Annotated in this window: 13 protein-coding genes and 4 tRNA genes; all 17 read left to right on the top strand. The window is 53.4% G+C overall.

The window, feature by feature from the left end; genetic code table 11:
• Positions 1–88 precede the first annotated feature (88 nt).
• The 17 genes from wecA to ACLJNW_RS21505 all read left to right on the top strand — a co-directional run bounded on the left by wecA (position 89) and on the right by ACLJNW_RS21505 (position 14,356).
• Positions 89–1,192, top strand: a complete 1,104-nt coding sequence (wecA, locus tag ACLJNW_RS21585; RefSeq protein WP_000771937.1) for a UDP-N-acetylglucosamine--undecaprenyl-phosphate N-acetylglucosaminephosphotransferase — start codon at positions 89–91, stop codon at positions 1,190–1,192.
• Between the two features lie 11 nt (positions 1,193–1,203).
• On the top strand, positions 1,204–2,250 hold the full coding sequence (wzzE, locus tag ACLJNW_RS21580) for an ECA polysaccharide chain length modulation protein (RefSeq protein ID WP_000193413.1): 1,047 nt from the start codon (positions 1,204–1,206) through the stop codon (positions 2,248–2,250).
• A gap of 55 nt (positions 2,251–2,305) precedes the next feature.
• The gene (gene wecB, locus ACLJNW_RS21575) at positions 2,306–3,436 is read left to right on the top strand and encodes a non-hydrolyzing UDP-N-acetylglucosamine 2-epimerase (RefSeq protein ID WP_020839749.1); all 1,131 of its coding nucleotides are present in this window, start codon (positions 2,306–2,308) and stop codon (positions 3,434–3,436) included.
• Positions 3,433–4,695: a UDP-N-acetyl-D-mannosamine dehydrogenase gene (wecC, locus tag ACLJNW_RS21570; RefSeq protein WP_000011227.1), complete on the top strand. Its 1,263-nt coding sequence runs from the start codon at positions 3,433–3,435 to the stop codon at positions 4,693–4,695. Before wecB ends, wecC begins: the two co-directional genes overlap by 4 nt.
• Positions 4,695–5,762: a dTDP-glucose 4,6-dehydratase gene (gene rffG / locus ACLJNW_RS21565; RefSeq protein WP_000822145.1), complete on the top strand. Its 1,068-nt coding sequence runs from the start codon at positions 4,695–4,697 to the stop codon at positions 5,760–5,762. The genes wecC and rffG overlap by 1 nt, the downstream gene beginning before the upstream one ends.
• The gene (locus ACLJNW_RS21560; RefSeq protein WP_223151143.1) at positions 5,705–6,019 is read left to right on the top strand and encodes a sugar phosphate nucleotidyltransferase; all 315 of its coding nucleotides are present in this window, start codon (positions 5,705–5,707) and stop codon (positions 6,017–6,019) included. Before rffG ends, ACLJNW_RS21560 begins: the two co-directional genes overlap by 58 nt.
• The gene (gene rffC, locus ACLJNW_RS21555) at positions 5,997–6,674 is read left to right on the top strand and encodes a dTDP-4-amino-4,6-dideoxy-D-galactose acyltransferase (protein WP_001145156.1); all 678 of its coding nucleotides are present in this window, start codon (positions 5,997–5,999) and stop codon (positions 6,672–6,674) included. The genes ACLJNW_RS21560 and rffC overlap by 23 nt, the downstream gene beginning before the upstream one ends.
• A 4-nt stretch (positions 6,675–6,678) precedes the next feature.
• Entirely contained in the window at positions 6,679–7,809 is a 1,131-nt protein-coding gene (gene rffA / locus ACLJNW_RS21550) for a dTDP-4-amino-4,6-dideoxygalactose transaminase (protein ID WP_000612080.1), read from the top strand.
• Between the two features lies 1 nt (position 7,810).
• On the top strand, positions 7,811–9,061 hold the full coding sequence (gene wzxE, locus ACLJNW_RS21545) for a lipid III flippase WzxE (protein ID WP_000050295.1): 1,251 nt from the start codon (positions 7,811–7,813) through the stop codon (positions 9,059–9,061).
• Positions 9,058–10,137: a TDP-N-acetylfucosamine:lipid II N-acetylfucosaminyltransferase gene (locus ACLJNW_RS21540; RefSeq protein WP_023204888.1), complete on the top strand. Its 1,080-nt coding sequence runs from the start codon at positions 9,058–9,060 to the stop codon at positions 10,135–10,137. The genes wzxE and ACLJNW_RS21540 overlap by 4 nt, the downstream gene beginning before the upstream one ends.
• On the top strand, positions 10,134–11,492 hold the full coding sequence (gene wzyE, locus ACLJNW_RS21535; RefSeq protein WP_000055605.1) for an ECA oligosaccharide polymerase: 1,359 nt from the start codon (positions 10,134–10,136) through the stop codon (positions 11,490–11,492). The genes ACLJNW_RS21540 and wzyE overlap by 4 nt, the downstream gene beginning before the upstream one ends.
• Positions 11,489–12,229 carry a lipopolysaccharide N-acetylmannosaminouronosyltransferase gene (gene wecG, locus ACLJNW_RS21530; protein ID WP_023204887.1) on the top strand — a complete coding sequence of 247 codons (741 nt, stop codon included), beginning with the start codon at positions 11,489–11,491 and terminating at the stop codon, positions 12,227–12,229. The genes wzyE and wecG overlap by 4 nt, the downstream gene beginning before the upstream one ends.
• Before the next feature lie 206 nt (positions 12,230–12,435).
• A complete protein-coding gene (thrP, locus tag ACLJNW_RS21525) occupies positions 12,436–13,821 on the top strand; it encodes a bifunctional threonine/serine APC transporter ThrP (protein ID WP_000818378.1) in 1,386 nt (461 codons plus the stop codon).
• 102 nt (positions 13,822–13,923) lie between these two features.
• A tRNA-Arg gene (locus ACLJNW_RS21520) sits at positions 13,924–14,000 on the top strand.
• Between the two features lie 54 nt (positions 14,001–14,054).
• Positions 14,055–14,130 (top strand) — tRNA-His (locus ACLJNW_RS21515).
• A gap of 20 nt (positions 14,131–14,150) precedes the next feature.
• Positions 14,151–14,237 (top strand) — tRNA-Leu (locus ACLJNW_RS21510).
• Positions 14,238–14,279: 42 nt separating this feature from the next.
• Positions 14,280–14,356, top strand: a tRNA-Pro gene (locus ACLJNW_RS21505).
• The last annotated feature ends 314 nt before the right edge of the window (positions 14,357–14,670 follow it).

Genomic DNA, 14,670 nt, shown 5'->3' with positions numbered 1-14,670 from the left:
AAGTGTAATGTTCTAACAGGTCTCTTCTAGGAGCTGGCGTAACGCATTATACTTTAAGGAAATGATATATGCTGAGAGCACATACACTGTGAAGTTACTCACCGCTTTATCTGAGCTAATCAGTATTTTTTTATTCACGACCATTTTTATTTTTCTTGCGCGAAAAGTAGCCATAAAAATTGGTTTAGTGGATAAACCAAACTTTCGTAAACGACATCAGGGCGTTATCCCATTAGTCGGCGGGATTTCTGTGTTTGCAGGAATCTGCTTTATGTTTGGCCTCTCGGATTACTACATACCGCACTTATCGCTATATCTTATTTGCGCTGGTGTATTGGTTTTTGTTGGTGCGATGGATGACCGTTTTGATATCAGTGTAAAAATTCGTGCTGTGGTTCAGGCTGTTATTGCGGTTGTAATGATGGTTATCGCAAAACTTCACTTAGGTAGCCTTGGTTACATCTTTGGGCCTTGGGAGTTAGTGCTTGGCCCCTTTGGCTATTTCCTTACTCTGTTTGCGGTATGGGCGGCGATCAACGCTTTCAATATGGTGGACGGTATTGACGGCCTGCTGGGTGGGTTATCCAGCGTCTCATTTGCGGCGATGGGGCTGATTTTATGGTTTGATGGTCAGACTAGTCTGGCAATGTGGTGCTTTGCCATGATCGCCGCGATTCTGCCTTACATTATGCTTAATCTCGGTATTTTGGGGCGGCGTTACAAAGTCTTTATGGGCGATGCCGGTAGTACACTGATTGGCTTTACCGTCATCTGGCTCTTACTGGAAACGACGCAGGGGAAAACTCACTCTATCAGCCCGGTGACCGCGCTATGGATTATCGCTATTCCATTGATGGATATGGTGGCGATTATGTATCGCCGTCTGCGTAAAGGGATGAGCCCCTTTTCCCCTGATCGCCAACATATTCATCATTTGGTTATGCGAGCAGGGTTTACTTCCCGCCAGGCATTTGTTCTTATTACGCTCGCAGCGGCGATTCTGGCGGGAGTAGGCGTAACGGCAGAATACTCTCATTTTGTTCCTGAATGGGTTATGTTGGTGCTCTTTTTGCTAGCATTCTTCCTCTATGGCTACTGCATTAAGCGGGCCTGGAAGGTGGCGAGATTTATTAAGCGTGTGAAGCGTCGCCTGCGCAGGCAACGTGAGAACCGGCCAAACTTAACCAAGTAAATGAGGATACGATGACACAACCATTACCGGGGGCACGCGCGGTGAGCGCTGAAAATGAACTGGATATTCGCGGGTTGTTTCGTACTTTATGGGCTGGCAAATTCTGGATTATCGGCATTGGCCTGCTATTTGCCCTTATCGCGTTAGCCTATACCTTTTTTGCTCGTCAGGAGTGGAGTGCGACGGCGATCACCGATCGCCCAACCGTAAATATGTTGGGCGGTTATTACTCCCAGCAGCAGTTTCTGCGCAACCTGGATATTAAGACCGATCCTGCTTCTTCCGATAAGCCCTCGGTGATGGATGAAGCGTATAAAGAGTTCATCATGCAACTTGCCTCCTGGGATACGCGTCGCGATTTCTGGTTACAGACGGACTATTACAAGCAGCGAATGGTCGGGAATAGCAAAGCTGATGCGGCAATGCTTGATGAACTTATCAATAACATACAGTTTACGCCCGGCGATTTTACACGCGCCATCAACGACAATGTGAAGCTGATTGCTGAAACTGCGCCGGACGCCAATAATCTGCTGCGTCAGTATGTCGCATTCGCCAGTCAGCGGGCAGCGAGCCATCTGAATGATGAATTAAAAGGTGCCTGGGCTGCGCGTACCGTGCAGATGAAAGCGCAGGTCAAACGGCAGGAAGAGGTTGCGAAAGCGATCTATTCACGTCGTGTAAACAGTATTGAGCAGGCGCTCAAAATTGCGGAACAACATAATATTTCTCGTAGCGCGACGGATGTTCCGGCTGATGAATTACCGGACTCAGAGCTTTTTTTACTCGGTCGCCCTATGTTGCAGGCGCGTCTTGAAAATCTGCAAGCGGTTGGCCCTGCGTTCGATTTGGACTACTTTCAAAATCGGGCAATGTTGAATACGCTTAATGTGGGGCCGACCCTGGACCCTCGTTTTCAGACCTATCGTTATTTGCGTACGCCGGAAGAACCGGTAAAACGTGATAGCCCACGCCGAGCCTTCCTGATGATCATGTGGGGTATCGTTGGGGCGCTAATCGGTGCGGGCGTTGCCTTAACCCGTCGCCGCACGATTTAGCAACACCTCTGCAGTAGGGGGCTGGGCCCCTACTGTCTATTCGAAGAGAATCGATGTGAAAGTACTGACTGTATTTGGTACACGACCGGAGGCCATTAAGATGGCGCCTCTGGTCCATGCGCTGGAAAAAGATCCTCATTTCGAGGCCAAAGTATGCGTTACTGCGCAGCATCGGGAGATGCTTGATCAGGTATTAACTCTTTTTTCTATTGTGCCTGATTACGATCTCAACATTATGCAGCCGGGACAGGGGTTGACGGAAATTACCTGCCGAATTCTGGAGGGATTAAAGCCGATCCTGGCAGATTTTAAACCTGATGTGGTGCTGGTTCATGGCGATACCACCACTACGATTGCTACCAGCCTGGCGGCTTTCTATCAACGAATTCCGGTAGGGCACGTAGAAGCCGGGTTGCGAACCGGCGATCTCTATTCCCCCTGGCCGGAAGAGGCAAACCGCACGCTGACCGGACATCTGGCGATGTACCACTTTGCGCCGACGGAAAACTCGCGGCAGAATCTGTTGCGGGAGAACATTCCGGATGAGCGCATTTTTGTCACTGGCAATACCGTTATCGACGCGCTGATCTGGGTACGCGATCGCGTTCTGGCGAGCGATACATTACAGGCTGAACTGGCCGAGCAGTATCCTTTCCTCAACGCGAATAAGAAGATGATTTTGGTGACCGGTCATCGGCGTGAAAGCTTTGGTCAGGGCTTTGAGCATATCTGCCAGGCGCTGGCGGAAATCGCCGCCGCGAACCAAAATGTGCAAATTGTCTATCCGGTGCATCTCAATCCCAACGTCAGCGAACCTGTCAACCGTATCCTTGGCCATGTTGAAAATGTGGTACTGATTGAGCCGCAGGACTACTTACCTTTTGTCTGGCTGATGAATCACGCCTGGCTCATTCTGACCGATTCCGGCGGTATTCAGGAAGAAGCGCCGTCATTAGGTAAGCCGGTATTGGTCATGCGTGAAACCACAGAGCGTCCGGAAGCCATTACCGCTGGTACGGTAAGACTGATCGGCACGGACTCCCGGCGCATTGTGGCGGAAGTTATGCGTCTGCTGCACGACGAAAATGAATATCAAACCATGAGCCGCGCCCATAATCCTTATGGTGACGGGCAATCATGCGCGCGCATTTTACAGGCGTTAAAAAGTTATCGGGTATCGTTATGAGTTTTACGACCATTTCTGTTATTGGGCTGGGGTATATCGGATTACCGACTGCGGCCGCTTTTGCTTCCCGCCAGAAGCAGGTTATCGGCGTGGATATCAACCAACATGCGGTAGACATTATAAATCGCGGTGAAATTCACATCGTGGAGCCGGCGTTGGGCAATGTGGTGAAGATGGCGGTGGAGGGCGGCTTTCTGCGTGCGACGACGACACCTGTCGAGGCCGATGCGTACCTGATTGCCGTGCCGACACCATTCAAAGGCGATCACGACCCTGACATGGCCTATGTCGAAGCCGCGGCGAAATCCATTGCGCCAGTATTAAAAAAAGGGGCACTGGTGATTCTGGAATCAACATCGCCGGTCGGCGCAACGGAGCAAATGGCTGGCTGGCTGGCCGGGATGCGCACGGATCTGACCTTTCCCCAGCAGGCGGGCGAGCAGGCCGATGTGAATATCGCCTATTGTCCGGAGCGTGTGCTGCCGGGTCAGGTGATGGTGGAACTCATTAAAAATGACCGCGTGATTGGCGGTATGACGCCAGTATGTTCGGCTCGCGCCAGCGCGCTGTACAAAATTTTCCTTGAGGGCGAATGCGTTGTCACCAACTCGCGCACCGCGGAGATGTGCAAACTGACGGAAAATAGCTTCCGTGATGTGAATATCGCCTTTGCGAATGAATTGTCGCTGATTTGCGCCGAACAGGGGATTAACGTTTGGGAATTGATCCGCCTGGCGAACCGCCATCCGCGCGTCAATATTTTGCAGCCGGGCCCAGGCGTTGGCGGGCACTGCATTGCGGTCGATCCGTGGTTTATTGTGGCGCAAAATCCGCAGCAGGCGAGACTGATTCGCACCGCGCGTGAAGTGAACGACGGCAAACCGCACTGGGTGGTCGATCAGGTAAAAGCCGCGGTCACAGATTGCCTGGCGGCCACCGATAAACGCGCCAGCGAAGTGAAAATCGCCTGTTTTGGGCTGGCCTTTAAGCCGAATATCGACGATCTGCGCGAAAGCCCGGCGATGGGGATCGCGCAAAGTATCGCCCGCTGGCACAGCGGCGAAACCCTGGTCGTCGAACCGAATATCCGTCAGTTGCCGAAAAAATTGGACGGACTTTGTACGCTGGCGAAACTGGACGCGGCGCTGGCCGCCGCCGATGTGCTGGTGATGCTGGTCGATCACGACGAATTTAAAGCGATTCCCGGCGATGCGGTTCATCAACGTTATGTGGTTGATACCAAAGGAGTCTGGCGCTGATGAAACGCATTCTGGTGACCGGCGGCGCAGGCTTTATCGGATCTGCGGTGGTGCGGCATATCATCCATGAAACGGCAGACGCGGTGGTGGTGGTGGATAAACTCACCTATGCGGGCAACCTGATGTCTCTGGCGTCGGTGGCGCAAAGCGACCGTTTCGCCTTTGAGAAGGTGGATATCTGCGATCGGGCATCACTGGAGCGAGTTTTCCAGCAGTATCAGCCCGATAGCGTGATGCACCTGGCGGCGGAAAGCCATGTAGACCGTTCCATCGACGGCCCGGCGGCGTTTATTGAAACGAATATCGTTGGTACTTACACCTTGCTGGAAGCCGCTCGCGCTTACTGGTCCGCGCTTGACGCGGACGCTAAAGCGGCGTTCCGCTTCCACCATATCTCCACCGATGAAGTGTATGGCGATCTGCATACTGCAGACGATTTCTTCACCGAAACCACGCCATATGCGCCAAGCAGCCCTTATTCCGCCTCCAAAGCCAGCAGCGACCATCTGGTACGCGCCTGGTTACGTACCTACGGTCTGCCTACGCTTGTCACCAACTGCTCTAATAACTACGGGCCCTACCATTTCCCGGAAAAACTGATCCCGCTGATGATTCTGAACGCGCTGGCGGGTAAACCATTGCCGGTCTATGGCAACGGTCAGCAAATTCGCGACTGGCTGTATGTGGAGGATCATGCCCGTGCGTTGTATCACGTGGTGACGAACGGCGCGGTGGGTGAAACGTATAATATCGGCGGTCATAACGAACGTAAAAATCTGGATGTGGTCAGGACGATCTGCGCTCTACTGGAGGAACTGGCCCCGCAAAAACCGCAGGGTGTGGTGAATTATCACGATCTGATTACCTTCGTCGACGATCGCCCCGGCCATGACTTACGTTATGCCATCGACGCGTCGAAAATCGCCCGCGAGCTGGGCTGGACGCCGCAGGAAACCTTCGAAAGCGGGATGCGAAAAACCGTTCAGTGGTATCTCGCCAATGAGGCCTGGTGGAAACCCGTGCAGGATGGCAGTTATCAGGGCGAACGCTTAGGACTGAAACGCTAAACGGCAGGTTCTTACTCCTGGAGGAGAAACGAATGAAAGGCATCATTCTGGCGGGAGGTTCCGGTACCCGGTTGCATCCCATTACGCGCGGCGTATCAAAGCGCCAGGGCTTCAAAATTGCCTGTCTGGAGGAGATTGCCTGGCGCAACGGCTGGCTGGATGATGATGGTTTGAAACGCGCCGCCAGTCAGCTTGAAAAAACCGGCTATGGCCAATATTTACTGGAGTTGCTCCGTGCCCGTCCGCGCCAGTATTGAACCGTTACTCTGGGAAAATACGTTCTTTGGCGTGAATAGCGGCATTGTGCGTATCGATGCCTCAGCGCCCGAATTAACGCCAGAAGCACTGCAGGCGTGGCAACGCGTGCAGGTAAAAGTGCCGGCTGAAAACATCGCCTGGCTGTCGGCGTTGCAATCGCTGGGATTCTCTTTGGTTGAAGGCGAGGTGGATTTTGCGTTGCCGGTAAAAGGGCATCGCGACCAGCATGGCGCGGAAATTGCACACCTTACGGACATTCCTGCTTTGCGTCAGTTGGCCGGAGAGGCGTTTACGCAGAGTCGTTTTCGCGCGCCGTGGTATGCGCCCGACGCCAGCGCCCGTTTTTACGCCCAGTGGATTGAGAATGCGGTACGCGGCACGTTTGATCACCAATGCCTGGTGCTTCGCACGGAGACAGGCGCTATCCGCGGTTACGTCTCGCTGCGGGAATTGAATGATACCGACGCGCGCATTGGCCTGTTGGCCGGACGCGGCGCGGGAGCGGAACTTATGCAGGCGGCGATCTGTTGGGCGCAGAGTCGCGGCAAAGCAACATTGCGGGTGGCGACCCAGTTGGGCAACACCGCCGCGCTTAAACGTTACATACAAAGCGGTGCCAACATCGAAAGCACTGCGTACTGGTTATACAGGTGACAACATGATTCCTTTTAATGCGCCGCCGGTGGTGGGAACCGAACTCGAATACATGCAGTCTGCAATGAGCAGCGGCAAACTGTGCGGCGACGGCGGCTTTACGCGTCGTTGCCAGCAGTGGCTGGAGCAACATTTCGGCAGCGCGAAGGTGTTGCTAACGCCTTCCTGTACCGCATCGCTGGAGATGGCGGCTCTGTTGTTGGATATTCAGCCCGGCGATGAAGTGATCATGCCGAGCTTTACGTTTGTCTCCACCGCTAACGCTTTTGTCCTGCGCGGCGCGAAAATTGTGTTTGTCGATATTCGTCCGGATACGATGAATATTGACGAAACGCTGATTGAGGCGGCGATTACTGATAAAACCCGCGCTATCGTGCCGGTACACTACGCTGGCGTCGCTTGTGAAATGGACGTCATCATGGCGCTGGCGGATAAGTATAATCTGTTCGTTGTCGAGGATGCCGCCCAGGGTGTGATGTCCACGTACAAAGGGCGCGCATTAGGGACGATCGGTCACATCGGCTGTTTTAGCTTCCATGAAACCAAAAATTACACCGCTGGCGGCGAAGGCGGCGCGACGCTGATCAACGATCGTACGCTAATTGAACGCGCGGAGATCATCCGCGAAAAAGGCACCAACCGTAGCCAGTTCTTCCGTGGTCAGGTGGATAAATACACCTGGCGGGATATCGGCTCCAGTTATTTGATGTCCGATCTGCAGGCTGCCTATCTGTGGGCGCAACTGGAGGCCGCCGATCGTATCAATCAACAGCGTCTGTCGCTGTGGCAGACTTACTACGATGCGTTAACGCCGCTGGCGCGCGCCGGGCGTATCGAGCTGCCTTCTATTCCGGAAAACTGCGGGCATAATGCCCATATGTTTTACATCAAACTGCGGGATATCGCCGATCGCAGCGCGCTGATTAATTTCCTGAAAGAGGCGGAAATCATGGCGGTATTCCATTACATTCCGCTGCATGATTGTCCGGCGGGCGATAAATTCGGCGAGTTTATCGGGGACGATGTCTACACCACAAAAGAGAGCGAACGTTTGTTGCGTCTGCCGCTGTTTTATAACCTTGCGCCCGTCGATCAACGAACGGTGATTACTACCTTGCTAAATTATTTCTCCTGATATGTCGCTTGCTAAAGCCTCCCTGTGGACGGCGGTCAGTACGCTGGTAAAAATTGGCGCCGGACTGCTGGTGGTGAAACTACTGGCCGTCTCTTTTGGTCCGGCGGGCGTCGGACAAGCGGGTAACTTCCGCCAGATGATTACCGTGCTGGGCGTATTGGCTGGCGCCGGGATATTTAACGGCGTTACCAAACTTGTCGCACAACATCATGATAACCCGGCGCAGTTACGTACCGTGGTGGGAACCTCCTCCGCGATGGTATTGGGGTTCTCTACGCTGCTGGCGCTGGTCTTCTTGCTGGCGGCGGCGCCGATTAGCCAGGGATTGTTCGGTCATACGGACTATCAAGGGCTGGTGCGTCTGGTTGCGCTGGTACAAATGGGGATCGCCTGGGCGAACCTGCTGCTGGCGCTAATGAAGGGCTTTCGTGACGCGTCGGGTAATGCCTTATCGTTAATTGTCGGCAGCTTTTTGGGCGTCGCCGCCTGGTATCTCTGCTACCGTGTCGGCGGCTATGAAGGCGCTCTGCTTGGCCTGGCGCTGGTGCCGGCGCTGGTGGTAGTGCCAGCCGGTATAATACTGATTAAGCGCGGCACCGTCCCGCTACGCTATCTCAAGCCCTCCTGGGACAACGGTCTGGCAGGGCAGCTCAGTAAATTTACCCTGATGGCGCTGATTACCTCCGTTACGATGCCGGTTGCCTATGTGATGATGCGAAACCAACTGGCCGCGCACTATAGCTGGAGCGATGTCGGGATCTGGCAGGGCGTAAGCAGTATTTCTGACGCCTATCTGCAATTTATCACCGCCTCCTTCAGCGTTTACCTGTTACCCACGCTCTCACGCCTGACGGAAAAACAGGACATTACGCGTGAAGTGGTAAAAGCGCTGAAATTTGTTTTACCGGCGGTTGCGGCGGCGAGTTTTACCGTCTGGCTACTGCGCGATTTTGCTATCTGGCTGCTTTTTTCCGCCAAATTCACCGCGATGCGCGATCTGTTCGCCTGGCAGTTAGTGGGCGACGTGCTGAAAGTCGGCGCCTATGTTTTCGGTTATCTGGTGATTGCCAAAGCGTCGTTGCGATTTTACATTCTGGCCGAAATTAGCCAGTTCATTCTGTTAACGGCGTTCGCTCACTGGCTGATTCCCGCTCACGGCGCGCTGGGTGCGGCACAGGCTTATATGGCCACCTATATTGTCTATTTTTCACTTTGTTGCGGCGTATTTTTACTCTGGCGTAGGCGAGCATGACTGTACTGATTCACGTCCTGGGATCGGATATCCCTCACCATAACCACACCGTGCTGCGGTTTTTCAATGATACGCTGGCCGCCACAAGCGAGCACGCGCGCGAATTTATGGTTGCCGGTGAAGATAACGGCTTCACGGAAAGCTGCCCGGCGCTCTCGCTTCGTTTTTATGGCAGTAAGAAAGCGCTGGCGCAGGCGGTTATCGCCAAAGCGAAAGCAAATCGTCGACAGAGATTCTTCTTTCACGGTCAGTTCAACACCAGCCTGTGGCTGGCGCTGTTAAGCGGCGGTATTAAGCCAGCTCAGTTTTACTGGCATATCTGGGGCGCGGATCTCTACGAAGTGTCCCACGGGCTGAAATTCCGCCTTTTCTACCCGCTTCGTCGTATCGCGCAGGGGCGAGTAGGGTGCGTATTCGCGACGCGCGGCGATCTCAGCTATTTTGCGCGCCAGCATCCGGACGTACGCGGCGAGTTGCTCTATTTCCCGACGCGCATGGATCCTTCCCTGAATGCTATGGCAAAAGAGCTCCAACGTGCGGGAAAATTGACCATTTTAGTAGGGAACTCCGGCGATCGCAGTAACCAACATATTGCGGCGTTACGGGCGGTGTATCAGCAGTTTGGCGATACGGTAAACGTGGTGGTGCCGATGGGCTATCCGGCCAATAACCAGGCCTATATTGATGAGGTTCGTCAGGCCGGTCTGGCGCTATTTAGCGCCGAAAATTTACAAATTCTTAGCGAAAAAATGGAATTTGATGCCTATCTTGCGCTGTTGCGCCAGTGCGACCTCGGTTATTTTATTTTTGCCCGCCAACAGGGGATCGGGACGTTGTGTCTGCTAATTCAGGCCGATATCCCGTGCGTACTGAATCGCGACAATCCTTTCTGGCAGGATATGGCGGAACAGCATCTGCCCGTCCTGTTTACCACGGACGATCTTAATGAGCAGGTCGTGCGCGAGGCGCAGCGTCAGCTCGCATCGGTAGATAAAAGCGGCATTACCTTCTTTAGCCCCAACTACCTGCAACCGTGGCATAATGCGTTGAGAATCGCCGCAGGAGAAGCCGAATGAGTTTAATGCAATTCAGCGGGCTGCTGGTGGTCTGGCTGCTCTCTACGCTGTTTATCGCCACGCTGACCTGGTTTGAATTCCGCCGCGTGCGTTTTAACTTCAACGTTTTCTTTTCGTTGCTGTTTTTGTTGACCTTCTTTTTTGGTTTTCCGCTAACCAGCGTGCTGGTATTTCGTTTCGACGTTGGCGTCGCGCCGCCGGAAATCTTATTGCAGGCTCTATTATCCGCCGCCTGTTTCTACGGCGTGTATTACGTGACCTATAAAACGCGTTTACGCAAACGCGTTGTGGATGTACCACGCAAGCCGCTATTTACCATGAACCGGGTGGAAACCCACCTTACCTGGGTGATCCTGATGGGCATCGCGCTGGTGAGCGTGGCGATTTTCTTTATGCATAACGGCTTTTTGCTGTTCCGGCTGCACTCCTACAGCCAGATCTTTTCCAGCGAAGTCTCCGGCGTGGCGTTAAAACGGTTCTTCTATTTCTTCATTCCGGCGATGCTGGTGGTCTATTTCCTGCGCCAGGACAGCAAAGCGTGGCTGTTCTTTCTGGTGAGCACCGTCGCGTTTGGTCTGTTGACCTACATGATTGTCGGCGGCACGCGCGCTAACATCATTATTGCGTTTGCTATCTTCCTGTTTATCGGCATTATTCGGGGCTGGATCAGCCTGTGGATGCTGGCAGCGGCGGGCGTGCTGGGGATTGTCGGTATGTTCTGGCTGGCGCTCAAACGCTACGGATTAAATGTGAGCGGCGATGAGGCGTTCTATACGTTTCTTTATCTGACGCGCGATACCTTTTCGCCGTGGGAGAATCTGGCGCTGCTGTTGCAAAATTACCACAATATCGATTTTCAGGGGCTGGCCCCTATCGTGCGTGATTTCTACGTCTTTATTCCCACCTGGTTATGGCCGGGGCGACCCAGTATCGTGCTGAATTCTGCGAATTACTTCACCTGGGAAGTCCTGAACAACCATTCTGGCCTGGCGATATCGCCAACGCTTATCGGATCGCTGGTGGTCATGGGCGGGGCGCTGTTTATTCCGCTCGGCGCGATCGTCGTCGGGCTGATTATCAAATGGTTCGACTGGCTGTATGAACTGGGTAACCGGGAGCCCAATCGCTATAAGGCGGCGATTCTGCACAGTTTCTGCTTTGGCGCCATCTTTAATATGATTGTGCTGGCGCGAGAAGGGCTGGATTCGTTTGTTTCGCGCGTGGTTTTCTTCCTGGTGGTTTTTGGCGCCAGCCTGCTGGTCGCTAAGCTTCTGTTCTGGTTATTTGATAGCGCCGGACTGATTCATAAACGTACAACTTCGCTCCCTCAGGCACAGGTGGAAGGAAAACTATGACCAATAATGCCGCTGCGCCCCTTTACTCGCTGCGTGGATTACCTCTGATTGGCTGGCGCGACATGTCACACGCGCTGAATTATCTGTTTGCCGATGGTCAACTGAAGCAAGGCACGTTGGTGGCGATCAACGCCGAAAAGCTGCTGACGGCGGAAGATAATCCGGAAGTCCGCGCGTTGATAGCGGCGGCGGAATTTAAATATGCCGATGGCATCAGCGTGGTGCGTTCAATACGTAAAAAATTTCCGCAGGCGCAGGTTTCTCGTGTGGCTGGCGCCGACCTTTGGGAAGCGTTAATGGCGCGCGCGGGGAAAGAAGACACGCCGGTATTTCTTGTCGGCGGCAAGCCTGAGGTGCTGGCGCAGACGGAAGCAAAACTGCGGACGCAGTGGAACGTCAATATTGTGGGTAGCCAGGACGGTTACTTTACGCCGGAGCAGCGTCAGGCGCTATTTGCGCGTATCCATGCCAGCGGCGCGAAAATTGTCACCGTCGCGATGGGATCGCCAAAACAGGAATTGCTAATGCGCGATTGTCGGGAAGTGCATCCCCATGCGTTATATATGGGGGTGGGCGGTACCTATGATGTGTTTACCGGTCACGTCAAACGCGCCCCAAAAATATGGCAGAACCTGGGGCTGGAGTGGTTGTATCGTCTGCTTTCTCAACCGAAGCGTATTACCCGCCAGATGCGTCTGCTGCGCTACCTTCGCTGGCACTATACTGGCGATCTCTAATTCTCCCTTCTGATGACTTGAGCAGCGGATTGTGCTTATGGCGCTGCTCATTTACAACATAATCGATGATTTCTTACACAATAAGTGCATTTTTTTAATGCTCCATTTGCCATTTGTCCAAATTTAAGAAAATATTCGCAACAATCGATGTACCCATAACAATAACCGGTACTACCGGAACCGTTGCAAACACGACATGAGGATTTATGGCAGAGAAAAAACCGGAGCTACAGCGTGGGCTGGAAGCTCGTCATATTGAATTGATTGCCCTGGGGGGCACCATCGGCGTCGGACTCTTTATGGGCGCCGCCAGTACGCTGAAATGGGCGGGCCCGTCAGTGCTGCTGGCGTATATCATCGCCGGATTGTTCGTCTTTTTCATCATGCGCTCGATGGGGGAGATGCTCTTTCTGGAACCTGTTACCGGCTCCTTTGCCGTGTACGCCCACCGGTATATGAGTCCTTTTTTTGGCTATCTTACCGCCTGGTCATACTGGTTTATGTGGATGGCGGTCGGGATCTCGGAAATTACCGCCATTGGGGTCTACGTCCAGTTCTGGTTTCCGGAGATGGCGCAGTGGATACCGGCGCTGATTGCCGTCGGACTGGTCGCGTTGGCGAATCTGGCTGCGGTGCGCCTGTATGGTGAAATCGAGTTCTGGTTTGCGATGATCAAAGTCACCACGATTATTGTGATGATCATCATCGGTCTGGGGGTGATTTTCTTCGGCTTTGGTAACGGAGGCCAGGCGATTGGCTTTGGTAATCTGACCGAGCATGGCGGCTTTTTTGCCGGCGGCTGGAAAGGCTTTCTGACCGCATTATGTATCGTGGTGGCCTCTTATCAGGGGGTTGAGTTGATCGGTATTACCGCCGGTGAAGCGAAGAATCCGCAGGTGACGTTGCGTAGCGCGGTGGGTAAAGTGCTGTGGCGTATCCTGATTTTTTATGTTGGCGCGATTTTCGTGATCGTCACCATTTTCCCGTGGAATGAGATTGGCAGCAACGGCAGTCCCTTTGTGCTCACCTTCGCGAAAATCGGCATCACCGCCGCGGCAGGCATTATCAACTTTGTCGTGCTGACGGCGGCGCTCTCCGGCTGTAACAGCGGAATGTATAGCTGTGGGCGTATGCTTTACGCGCTGGCGAAAAACCGTCAACTGCCGGCGGCAGTCGCGAAAGTCTCTCGCCACGGCGTGCCGGTCGCGGGCGTGGCGCTCTCTATTTTGATTTTGCTGGTAGGTTCTTGCCTGAACTACATCATCCCCAATCCGCAGCGCGTCTTTGTTTACGTTTATAGCGCCAGCGTACTGCCGGGGATGGTGCCGTGGTTTGTCATTCTGATTAGCCAACTGCGCTTTCGTCGGGCGCATAAAGAAGCGATTGCGGATCATCCTTTTCGTTCCATTATGTTTCCGTGGGCGAACTATTTGACGATGGCGTTTCTGGTTTGCGTTTTAATCGGCATGTACTTTAATGAAGATACGCGCATGTCGCTGTTTGTCGGCGTCATCTTCCTGCTGGCCGTCACGCTGGTCTACAAAGTTTTCGGCCTGAATCGTCACGGAACCGCCCACAAGGTGGGGGAATAAGCGCCAAAATGCGCAAAGCATAACCAAACGCGCATTTTATTTAAAAAGGCACTGGACAGCGGGGTGTGAAGTCCGTATTATCCACCCCCGCAACGGCGCTAAGCGCCCGTAGCTCAGCTGGATAGAGCGCTGCCCTCCGGAGGCAGAGGTCTCAGGTTCGAATCCTGTCGGGCGTACCATTTATTTAGGTGCTTGAGCTGCGGTGGTTTAATACCGCGTAAAAAGTTTCAGTGGTGGCTATAGCTCAGTTGGTAGAGCCCTGGATTGTGATTCCAGTTGTCGTGGGTTCGAATCCCATTAGCCACCCCATTAATATAGAGTTGTGAAACGCGAAGGTGGCGGAATTGGTAGACGCGCTAGCTTCAGGTGTTAGTGTCCTTACGGACGTGGGGGTTCAAGTCCCCCCCCTCGCACCACGACTCAATGAATTGAACTAAAAATTCAAAAAAGCAGTATATCGGCGAGTAGCGCAGCTTGGTAGCGCAACTGGTTTGGGACCAGTGGGTCGGAGGTTCGAATCCTCTCTCGCCGACCAATTTTGAACCCCGCTTCGGCGGGGTTTTTTGTTTTCTGTTCCTTTTCAACCCCTTATCCCGCACGTGTTGCCATTATGATTTGTTGGCGATATCCCAGGCTTCATTTGTCGCTATTCGGTGACGAGTAATCTATTGATTTATAATCACTTTGTAAAAAGCATCCTGTTCTGTCTCCACCGGGCGACACGCTAAAACCTCGCCAGCGGCGGGGGGATGACAATCGCGTGAATTCTCTACGTTTTTTTAATGCCTGCGCCTGTTTTTTAGCGGTGCAAAGATGGCACGTTATGTGCAATAATGTACGGGTAGATGC

The organism is Salmonella sp. SAL4457, assembly GCF_046548235.1.
GTDB classification, from domain to species: domain Bacteria; phylum Pseudomonadota; class Gammaproteobacteria; order Enterobacterales; family Enterobacteriaceae; genus Salmonella; species Salmonella enterica.
Note: the sequence above shows the minus strand (reverse complement) of the source record. Positions and strands in the feature narration are given on the sequence as shown.